The organism is Testudinibacter crocodili (assembly GCF_006228025.1).
Lineage (GTDB): Bacteria > Pseudomonadota > Gammaproteobacteria > Enterobacterales > Pasteurellaceae > Chelonobacter.
In genome coordinates, this window is record NZ_VDHF01000072.1 from 1 (window position 1) to 9,762 (window position 9,762).

Genomic DNA, 9,762 nt, shown 5'->3' on the forward strand with positions numbered 1-9,762 from the left:
ATTTCGGCTTACGCCTAGATTGTGCTCATTTTAAACAACAACTCAAAATATAAACAAAGATCAACAGACCCTAGATTTTATAACGGAGAAAATATGAAGACTCGTTACCATTATTTTAAAAATACCAATTGGTATCTACTGAAAAGGCCGATAAAAAAAGAAACATCTGATTCATGGGCAAAGAATTTGGAAGATCTCGCCAAGGTTGCACTGCTGGCTATGCCTGTTGTACTATATGGACAATATAGTTAGGGTTTTAAAATCTTCAATTCTGTCATCTTAGTTCTCTTCAGCTATTTTATTTTGCTTGGTGCTAAAGAGCTCCGAAAACATCAGGATAAATTATCGATGGAGGAATCATAATGGAAACAACAATTGTTCTGCTTATTCTACTCGCATTTTCAATCGGCATCCTGCTAGCGATAAAAAGTGCGATAAAAGATGCGATCAAACATGACGAAAAGCGATAGAAAATAAAGGCTGCCACAGGGTAGCCTTTAAACGTTAAAACTGTTTATAATCATTGGCTTGCTGTAATAATTGGCGACTCTCTTTCATAAAAACGTCGGAATAGTTGCCGAACCAATCGCTGACCTGTTTGAACGCCTGAGTAAATCCAGCACGGTCATTCTGTTCAAAAAAGCGCAACGCTTCTTCATAGCTCTGTTTCAACGATTCAATCACCGCTAAATTTTCCGGTTTGTCCAAAATAATATCCGCATACAACTCACCATCTTGCGCAAACAGGCGTCCGATCATTGCCAATTCCAAACGGTAAATCGGAGAGGAGAGTGCTAATAATTTTGATAATTCAACCGGCTGGCGCGATAAATGCAAGCCGTTGGCAAAGGTGGCAAAATGGCGCAAGGCTTGAATATAGGTCATATTTTTATCATGCTCGGCAGGGTCAATCGCATAAATGGTTGCGCCCCAAATTTGCATTTGCTGCAAAATCCATTGATAACGTTCAGGGTAGCGCCCGTCACAACGCACAATCAGTTGTTTGGCAAAACTGGCTATGTCGGGTCCGAACATCGGATGTAAACCCAATACCGCTCCTTGATGCACTTGCAGCATTTTTTCAACCGGTTGGCGTTTCACGGAAGTGAAATCCAGCAGTAGCATATTTTCACGCAAGTGCGGTTGCAGACGTTCGATGGTTTCTAAAGTGTTGCGAATCGGTACAGTTACGATCACAACATCGGCATCGTGCAAAATCTGCTCCGCACGTTGCCAATCGGTTCGACCTAAATTTTCAACCTGATAGCCTGATAGTTGAAAATAACGCCCGAACAACCCGCCAAGCTTGCCCTTTCCGCCAACAATCACGATTTTTTTAATTGCCGGATTGACGGTTTTAAAACCGTTTTTATGCTCGTTTTGGTAAGATTCACGCATAATCCGACGCAGCAGATCTTCGATTAAATCGGGCGAAATCCCCATTTTTTCCGCTTCTTGGCGACGTGCCGCCAACATTTCTGCTTCACGCTCCGGCGCATACACCGGCAAGCCGTGTTGGTGTTTCACTTGCCCGACTTCTGCGACCAGTTGCAGGCGTTTTTCCAGTAAGCCTAATAATTGCCGATCAACGTTGTCAATTTCATCGCGTAAAGGTTGCAAAGGTTGCATTTCGCAATCTCCGTTAAGGTCTGTTCAATAATTGTTGATGAATTTTACGCAATAATTGCTCGGTTGTCTGCCAATCAATGCAAGCATCGGTGATCGAAACACCATATTGCAACTGTTGTTTCGGCTGCTCGGAACTTTGATTCCCGGCAAACAGATGGCTTTCCAACATTAATCCGGTAATCGAATGGTTACCGTCCAGAATTTGCTGCACCGCATTTTCCGCCACCAGCGGCTGACGGCGGTAATCTTTATTCGAATTGCCGTGGCTACAATCGATCATAATCGACGGTTCTAGCCCAGCTTTTGCCAACTCCTGTTCGCACTGCTGCACACATTCAGCTTGATAATTCGGTGCTTTGCCGCCGCGCAAAATCACGTGTCCGTCTTTGTTACCGGCGGTTTGCAGCAAACTGACCTGCCCTTGTTGGTTAATGCCGATAAAACGGTGTCCCATTGAAGCGGCTTTCAATGCATTAATCGCCGTTGCCAAACTGCCGTCGGTGCCATTTTTAAACCCGACCGACATCGACAAACCCGACGCCATTTCACGGTGGGTTTGCGATTCAGTGGTGCGTGCGCCGATTGCCGACCAACTGAACAGCTCCGCCATATATTGTGGCGAAATCGGATCAAGCGCTTCCGTTGCCAGCGGCAAGCCCAATTCAGCCAAATCAATCAACAATTTTCTTGCCAACTGTAAACCATTCTCTACATCAAAACTGCCGTCCAAGTGCGGATCGTTAATCAAGCCCTTCCAACCGACTGTGGTACGCGGTTTTTCAAAATAGACACGCATCACCACATAAATCGTGTCCTTCACTTCATCAGCCAAGGCTTTTAATTTGTGCGCATATTCCAATGCCGAGATTGGATCATGAATCGAACAGGGCCCAATCACCACCAGTAACCGCTTGTCTTTTTTATGAATAATATTGGCAATCTCACGGCGAGATTGTTCGATTTGTTGGCTAAGTGCGGTACTGAGTGGAAGCTTTTCTTTTAGCTCTTGTGGCGTCAACAATACTTTTTCATCATTAATATTGACATTGTGGATTGCATTTTTGTTGGCTACAGCATTCATAAAAGTCCTTGTTTTAATTTTGATGTAAATATATTGATACATATATTGTATCAATATAATTACAATAATCTATCTTTAGAAAAAATTCAAGCAAGATTTGATGCTAAGTTTACCGCACTCACCTAAGTGCTATCTGGCTACGTAGCTATGACTAAGCCAAATACTAGGGTCTGTTGATCTTTTAAGTATATTATTTGAGCTAAAACTAATCCTTTTAGCCTAGCACGGCAAAGCCGTACTAGGTTACGCATAGATCAGCCGCTTTGCGGCTACTTCAGAGAGGCAAAGCCTCTCATCAATGCTTAACCGATTGCGACCGTAGGTCGCTGTCGGATAAAATCACACTCTTTTTGCTTGATTTATAAACACAAAAGATCAACAGCCCCTAAGCCAAATCAGAAAAGCATTGCCTTAAGCAACAAATACCAGCAAGATTAAAGCTATAATTTTACACACGCTATACGGTGATTTTATGTTGACAACCTTAAACATCAATCGAATTCTTAATGCGCCCGATGAAATCAAAAAAGAGATTTCCGAAACATTATTTTCAGTCGAAAATACTTCACCAACTGAAGAAATTCTTTTCCAGCAAGCTGAGGATTTTTGGCGTAATTTAGACAGTAAAAAACCTAGCAAAAAATTAACGGCAGCAGAGCGTAAGCAACTGGTGCAACAAATCCGTAATGGCAAAAGTGCGATAACTGTCTTAGGATATGATGACAATGATTTTATTTCAGAATAACTATTTAGAAATTATTTATTACGAAGTATTATCCGAAACATCTAGGACAAAAATCATCACACATTTCGAAAATAGTCATTTTTTCGGTGGTTTTAGCGCATTTTCTTCAAAAAGAAACAAAATCAATTTTTAATTGTCGCTTTCCAGTTCGATAAGACTGACTATTTAACTTTTACCAAGAAAAGCCACGTCAAGACACTGGAAGATATGTTAAAAATCGATGATACAGAAAAACAAATCCGTTTTTGAAAAAAATCCGCCATCTTCTGGAGATGGCAGATCTTAAAATAGCATTAAACCCTAAACCTCCAAATACGCCATAATTCCCTGTGCAGCCTGGCGCCCTTCTGCGATAGCGGTCACGACCAGATCAGAACCGCGCGTGATATCACCGCCGGCAAAAATTTTCGGATTGGTGGTTTGCTGTTTAAATTCGCCTTTGGCTTCGATGCGCCCACGATTGTCGGTGGTGACGCCGACCGCACTTAACCACGGCATCACATGTGGGGCAAAGCCGAAAGCGACGATAACCGCATCGCACTCCATCAATTCTTCGCTGCCTGCCACGATTTGCGGGCGGCGACGACCATTGGCATCCGGTTCACCCAGCTCAGTGCGCACGATGTTAATCCCGACAACCTTGCCTTGCCCATCGGTTTCGATCGAAACCGGTTGTGCATTGAAATAGAAATTTGCACCTTCTTCTTTGGCATTCTGCACTTCGCGGCGGCTGCCCGGCATATTGGCTTGGTCACGACGATAGACGCAGGTTACTTGCGCCGCTTGTTGACGCAATGAGGTGCGCACGCAGTCCATGGCAGTGTCGCCACCACCGAGTACCACCACCTTTTTGCCTGCCATCGAGACAACATCATCACACGCCAAACCCATTACATTTTTAGTATTGGCAATCAGGAATGGTAATGCGGAATAGACCCCTTCGGCATTTTCATTCGGGATTTCTGCCTGCATACTTTGGTAAGTGCCGACGCCTAAAAACACCGCATCATACTCTGCCGTCAGCTGTTCTAAACTGATCTCTTTGCCGATTTCAACGCCGAGTTTAAATTCGATTCCCATCTCACTAAAAATTTCACGACGGCGGATCATCACCTCTTTTTCCAATTTAAATGATGGAATCCCGAAAGTCAGCAAGCCGCCAATTTCCGGCTCACGCTCATAGACGGTGACCGCAACGCCGTTTTTAATCAGCTGTTCGGCACAGCCTAAACCGGCAGGTCCTGAGCCTACCACTGCGACTTTTTTCCCAGTATGCGGTACCGCTTTCACCCTCGGACGCCAGCCCATTTCAAAGGCTTTTTCGGCCAGGTATTTTTCTACGCTGCCGATAGTGACGGCACCAAATTCAGCGTTCAGCGTACACGATCCCTCACACAGCCGATCTTGCGGACAAACCCGTCCGCACACTTCCGGCAAGGTGTTGGTTTCGTGCGCCAATTCCGCCGCTTCGATAATCCGATTTTCATAGACCAGTTTTAACCAGTTCGGGATATTGTTATGTAACGGGCATTTGTGCTGGCAATACGGGTTACCGCACTCCAAGCAACGATCCGCTTGTGATGCCGCTTGCGGTTGCTCATACACCTGATAAATTTCAATAAATTTTGTTTTGCGTTCCTGCAACGCTTTTTTCGGCGGATCGATTCGCGGTAAATCGATAAACTGATAAATATTTCCCTGCTGACTCATATTCTGTTTCCTATTTTGTCACTCACGCTGTTATCGTTGAGAGCCAAAGTGCGGTTGGCTAACCGCACTTTATTTTTATTCGCTTAGCCCTGATTGTGTTGGCTACTTATTGGGTTACCACTCGCAATTCATCGACGGTGCGGCGTTGGTGTCCCAATAACGAATTCACATCTTTCGCTTTCGGCTTCACCAAACGGAAGCGCCCCAGATAGTCGCTCCAGTTGGCTAAAATCCGTTCCCCTAACGGGCTAGTGGTATTTTCAACGTGTTCGGCAATCAAACCACGCAGATACTCTTGGTGCGTCGGCAATGCGTCCAATGGCAAGGTTTCAACTAATTCATGATTTAAACGCGATTCAAATTTTGCATCGCGATCCAACACATAAGCAAAACCACCAGTCATACCTGCACCGAAATTGATGCCGGTTTTACCCAACACGCACACCACACCGCCGGTCATATATTCGCAGCCGTTATCGCCGATGCCTTCCACCACCGCCGTTGCGCCGGAATTGCGCACTGCAAAGCGTTCTCCGGCTCTGCCGGAAGCAAACAGTTTACCGCCGGTTGCGCCGTATAAACAGGTGTTGCCGGCAATGGTCGACTCTTCCGCCTTGAAGATGGTGCCGCTGTGCGGACGGATCGCAATTTTACCGCCAGCCATACCTTTGCCGACATAATCGTTGGCATCGCCGATGAGATACAGATTAACGCCGCCAGCCAGCCACACGCCGAGGCTTTGCCCGACTGTGCCGTTTAAGCGAATATCAAAACGCTGCTTGTCATTGCCTTTGTTGCCGTATTGCTGCGCAATCATCCCTGATAAAGTCGCCCCCACCGAGCGGTCAGTGTTGCGCACATCGTAGCTCAGATCCACCGCTGTCTGAGCGGCAAGTGCGGTTGCTACATCAGCAACAATCGCTTTGTTCAACTCGCCTTTGTCCATCGTCGGATTGGCTTCAATACAGTGTCGGGCACTACCCTCTGGTACTTTCGGCGCATACAGTAAACCACTCAGATCCAAGGCGTGTTGTTTTGCGGTTTTGCCCTCGATAATCGACAGTAAATCGGTACGCCCGATGAGATCAATCAGCTTGGTTACGCCCAGCTCCGCCATCAATTCGCGTACGTCCTGTGCTATAAATTTGAAGTAGTTCATCGCTTTTTCCGGCAAACCGTGATAATGGTTCTGACGCAATTTTTCGTCTTGAGTCGCAATTCCGGTAGCACAGTTGTTCAGGTGACAAATCCGCAGATAACGGCAGCCTAACGCTACCATCGGTCCAGTACCGAAACCGAAACTTTCCGCGCCCAAAATTGCCGCTTTGATCACATCCAGACCGGTTTTCAGACCGCCATCGACCTGCAACCGCACTTTGTGCCGTAAGTTGTTTTCCACCAACGCCTGTTGCGCCTCCGCCAAGCCCAATTCCCACGGTGAACCGGCATATTTCACGCTCGACAACGGACTGGCGCCGGTGCCGCCATCATAACCGGCAATGGTAATCAAATCTGCATAGGCTTTCGCTACGCCGGTGGCGATCGTGCCGACACCCGGCAGCGATACCAGTTTGACCGAGATCATCGCTTTCGGATTGACCTGTTTCAAATCGAAAATCAACTGTGCCAAGTCTTCAATCGAATAAATATCGTGGTGCGGCGGTGGTGAAATCAAGGTTGAACCCGGCACGGCATAACGCAATTGTGCGATATACGGGGTGACTTTATCGCCTGGTAGTTGCCCGCCCTCGCCCGGTTTCGCCCCTTGCGCCACTTTGATTTGAATCACTTCGGCACTCATCAGATACGCTGGTGTCACCCCAAAACGCCCCGATGCCACTTGTTTGATTTTAGACACTTTTTCGGTGCCATAACGTTTCGGATCTTCGCCACCCTCACCGGAGTTGGAATAGCCGCCTAAACGGTTCATCGCCACTGCTAGCGCCTCGTGTGCTTCCGGCGACAATGCGCCGATACTCATGGCTGCCGAGTCAAAACGTTTATACAGCCCTTCCGCCGCTTCGACCTGTGCCAAATCAATTTTCTGTGTCGGATCGATATTCAGTTTTAACAGATCACGCAAAGTCGTCGCCGGGCGATTGTTTACCGTCTCGGCATATTGGCGATAGATCGCATAATCGCCACTGTTCACCGCTTGCTGCAAGTAATTCACCACTTCCGGATTATAGGCGTGATACTCCCCTTGTGGTTTATATTTCAGATAGCCACCGTTATCCAGATCCTGGCTGGCACGCCAAGCCAACTTATTCAATATTTTCAAATCAGCTTCCAATTCGGCAAAGCCTGCGCCTTTAATCCGTGAACGGATTTTGCGGAAACAGAGTGCCGCCACTTCGTCGCCTAAACCGACCGCTTCAAACAGGTGCGCGCAGCGGTAGGAAGAAATAGTGGAGATTCCCATTTTAGAAATAATTTTGTATAAGCCTTTGTTGATACCATCGCGGAAATTCGCCATCACCTGCCGGACTGGCTTTTTAATCGCGCCTTCGGCAATCATTGCTGCCAACGTTTCATAGGCTAAATACGGATAAATCGCCGTGGCGCCCAAACCGATCAACACCGCAAAATGGTGCGGATTGCGCGCCGAACCAGTTTCGACTACGATATTAGCATCGCAGCGCAAGTGGGTATCCACCAAGCGTTGCTGCACCGCACCCACCGCTAACACCGCCGGAATCGGTAATCGGTTTTTCGCCAAAGTGCGGTCGGAAATAATCAACAACACCGAACCGTCACGCACCGCACTTTCCGCTTGATCGCATAATCTCAGCAGTGCCTCTTGCAAGGATAAATCCTGTGGGTCGTAAGTTGCGTCCAGCACTTGATGTTGGTAATAAGTCGGTTCCAAGCCTTTCAACTGCTGCATATCCGAATACAGCAAAATCGGCGATTTGAAACTGACTCGATGCGACATCCCCTCCGTTTCGAAAAACACGCTCATCTCGCGCCCGATACTGGTGTTCAAACTCATCACGTGTTTTTCCCGCAATGGGTCGATCGGCGGATTGGTGACTTGTGCAAAATATTGACGGAAGTAATCATAAAGAATTCGTGGCTTCTCGGACAGCACTGCAAACGGGGCATCATCGCCCATCGAACCAACCGCTTCTTGTCCGTCTTCGCCCAAAACCCGAATCAGATTTTCCAACTCTTCTTTATCGTAAGCAAATTGCTTCTGATGAATCGAAAGTGCGGTTTGATCCAATTCCGCCTTACCGATTTTATCGTCCGGCAGGTTTTCATAAGGTTTTAAACGCAATACATTTTTATCCAACCAAGCACGGTACGGATGGCGCTGTTTCAGTTCTGCATCAATCTCGTTGGAATGGATCAACTTGCCGTTGATAGTATCAATCACCAATAATTCGCCCGGTCCAACCCGCCCTTTTTCCACCACTTCGTCGGGGGCATAATCCCAAATGCCGACTTCGCTGGCGATGGTGATTAACTTATCTTGTGTAATCACATAACGCGCCGGACGCAAACCGTTTCTGTCCAACGTACAAGCGGCATGCGTACCGTCGCTGAGCACGATTCCCGCTGGGCCGTCCCACGGCTCCATGTGCATCGAGTTAAAATCGTAGAACGCCTGCAATTCATCGTCCATATCCGGGTTATACTGCCATGCCGGCGGCACTAATAAGCGCATAGCACGGAATAAATCCATGCCGCCGTTGACGAACAATTCCAACATATTGTCTAACGAACTGGAGTCCGAACCACTTTCATTCACAAACGGCGCCACCGTCTGCAAGTCCGGAATCAATGGCGTATGATACTTATAGCCTCGCGCCCGAGCCCAAGCACGGTTGCCGGAGATGGTGTTGATTTCACCGTTATGTGCTAAAAAACGGAACGGCTGTGCCAACTTCCAACGCGGTAAAGTATTAGTTGAAAAACGCTGATGAAACAAACAGATACCGCTCTCCATGCGCAGATCCGCCAAATCCAGATAAAATTTCGGCAGATCTCTCGGAATACACAAACCTTTATAGATAATCACTTGGCTAGACAGGCTACAAATATAGAAATCGGGGTGTTCAACCCGCATTTCAATCCGACGGCGAGCCATAAACAAACGGCGCTCAATATCAGTGCGTCCCCAACCTGCCGGTGCATTGACAAACACCTGCTTAATCGTCGGTAAACTCGATGCCGCAATTTCCCCCAACACCGATTTGTTGATCGCCACATCGCGCCACGCCGCAATCGTCAACGTTTCGCGCGTCAGTTCCTCTTTGATAATCGCACAATATTGTTCGATTAATTGCGGATCGGTCGGCAAAAAAATCTGCCCAACGGCAAACTCTTTGCCCAAACGCCAACCTTGTTCTTCCGCCAAAAAACGGAAAAAGCGCTTTGGCATCTGCATATGCAAACCACAACCATCACCGGTTTTGCCATCTGATAACACCGCACCACGGTGTTGCATCCGCGACAGCCCCAAAATCGCGGTTCTCACCACTTTATGGCTGGGTTTTCCCTCCAAATGGGCAATCAGACCAAAACCGCAGTTCTCCCTGATCTCATCTCGGTTATAAAGCATAATAAACTTCCTGTACTGTCTAATCATTTT

6 protein-coding genes are annotated in these 9,762 nt (G+C 47.2%); 2 read left to right on the plus strand and 4 right to left on the minus strand.

Annotation, left to right across the window (positions count from 1 at the left end; all coding sequences use genetic code 11):
* Nucleotides 1-93 precede the first annotated feature (93 nt).
* A complete protein-coding gene (locus FHQ23_RS12400) occupies nucleotides 94-252 on the plus strand; it encodes a hypothetical protein (protein WP_176552284.1) in 159 nt (52 codons plus the stop codon).
* A 252-nt stretch (nucleotides 253-504) separates the two neighbouring features.
* Here FHQ23_RS12400 and tyrA read toward each other — a convergent pair whose 3' ends face one another.
* On the minus strand, nucleotides 505-1,629 hold the full coding sequence (gene tyrA, locus FHQ23_RS08310; RefSeq protein WP_139613909.1) for a bifunctional chorismate mutase/prephenate dehydrogenase: 1,125 nt from the start codon (nucleotides 1,627-1,629) through the stop codon (nucleotides 505-507).
* Nucleotides 1,630-1,642: 13 nt separating this feature from the next.
* Nucleotides 1,643-2,710, minus strand: coding sequence for a 3-deoxy-7-phosphoheptulonate synthase (locus FHQ23_RS08315; RefSeq protein WP_139613910.1), 1,068 nt, complete (start codon nucleotides 2,708-2,710; stop codon nucleotides 1,643-1,645).
* A gap of 472 nt (nucleotides 2,711-3,182) precedes the next feature.
* Between FHQ23_RS08315 and FHQ23_RS08320 the strand changes: the two genes are divergently transcribed.
* Nucleotides 3,183-3,455 (plus strand): hypothetical protein, encoded by a 273-nt coding sequence (locus FHQ23_RS08320; protein ID WP_139613911.1) that lies wholly within the window; start codon nucleotides 3,183-3,185, stop codon nucleotides 3,453-3,455.
* 300 nt (nucleotides 3,456-3,755) lie between these two features.
* Here FHQ23_RS08320 and FHQ23_RS08325 read toward each other — a convergent pair whose 3' ends face one another.
* Both FHQ23_RS08325 and gltB read right to left on the minus strand, forming a co-directional pair.
* On the minus strand, nucleotides 3,756-5,165 hold the full coding sequence (locus tag FHQ23_RS08325; protein ID WP_139613912.1) for a glutamate synthase small subunit GltD family protein: 1,410 nt from the start codon (nucleotides 5,163-5,165) through the stop codon (nucleotides 3,756-3,758).
* A 106-nt stretch (nucleotides 5,166-5,271) separates the two neighbouring features.
* Nucleotides 5,272-9,732, minus strand: a complete 4,461-nt coding sequence (gene gltB, locus FHQ23_RS08330) for a glutamate synthase large subunit (RefSeq protein WP_139613913.1) — start codon at nucleotides 9,730-9,732, stop codon at nucleotides 5,272-5,274.
* Between the last annotated feature and the right edge of the window lie 30 nt (nucleotides 9,733-9,762).